Source organism: Halorubrum sp. SS7 (assembly GCF_005435055.1).
Classification (GTDB): Archaea; Halobacteriota; Halobacteria; order Halobacteriales; family Haloferacaceae; genus Halorubrum; species Halorubrum salinarum.
In genome coordinates, this window is the sequence record NZ_SGXV01000148.1 from 1 (window position 1) to 906 (window position 906).

Consider the following 906-nt stretch of genomic DNA (forward strand, 5'->3'; position numbering starts at 1 on the left):
GTCGGCGAGGGCGACAGCGTCGACATGGGCGACGTGCTGATCGTGCTGGAGTGAGGTCGGAGTTCTCCGGACGTGGCTGTTTATAAATAGTGGACGGCGTTGCGGTGAGCCGTTCTGAGGCTAAGCTGTTCACTTGGCTTCGCTGAAATCCGCAGTGAGTGACATACGCAGCTCTCTGCCGGTCAGTACAGAGCGTGCGTATATCCCTAATCCCCGTTGCGATGTCAGAATCCCCTAACTACTTAGCTGCTGTTCATCTGTGGATCTCCACGCCCACTGTATTGCTCGTAGTCAATATACGGTCGGACAAGTTCGTCTTCTTTGTACACGGCCACCTCAAGCAGTCGGGGGCCTTCCACGGAGTCGTCGGGGTTCGGAAAGTAGTGATAATGCTGTGTTACGTCTCGGTAGCCACCGAGCGATGCTCGAATGAGGTAGCGTTGCTCATCGACCACGGGTGGGTCCGGGAACTGGTAGATACCCCCGGTATCGCTCGCCTCCAGTTCGAAAAATCGGTCGAACACGACGGCCTCATCTCTCGTTTCCTCGTCAGTCCGGAGGAGTTCGATTTCAAGTCCCTGTGGCTCTGCGGTGGCATTGCTAGGTAGAATTTCGAGTTGGGAGGGTGAAGAAGACGAAAACGGGAGTTGATTACATCCCGACAGAGCCCCAAGTATGACTGAACCACTTCCAGCGAGAGCTCTTCGTCTGGAACACGGGCTGGTCATGACTCTTGACAAGAACGAACTAATGATATACCTAGTGAAATAAACTACGGCGATGAATTTGTAAGCGAATTCTACCGGCTGTTTCAGTCGAAAACACATCTGAAAATGGAATTTCAACGGAAGCCATTGTTTATAAATAGCCGCTGGCGGATCGACGGTGAGTACCGCCAAAGCTCCA

General features: G+C 53.0%; 1 protein-coding gene. It reads right to left on the reverse strand.

Translation table 11 applies throughout. The features are described from left to right. Window positions 1-242 precede the first annotated feature (242 nt). On the reverse strand, window positions 243-906 hold a 664-nt coding region (locus EXE44_RS21175), incomplete at its 5' end, for a hypothetical protein (protein WP_206750402.1).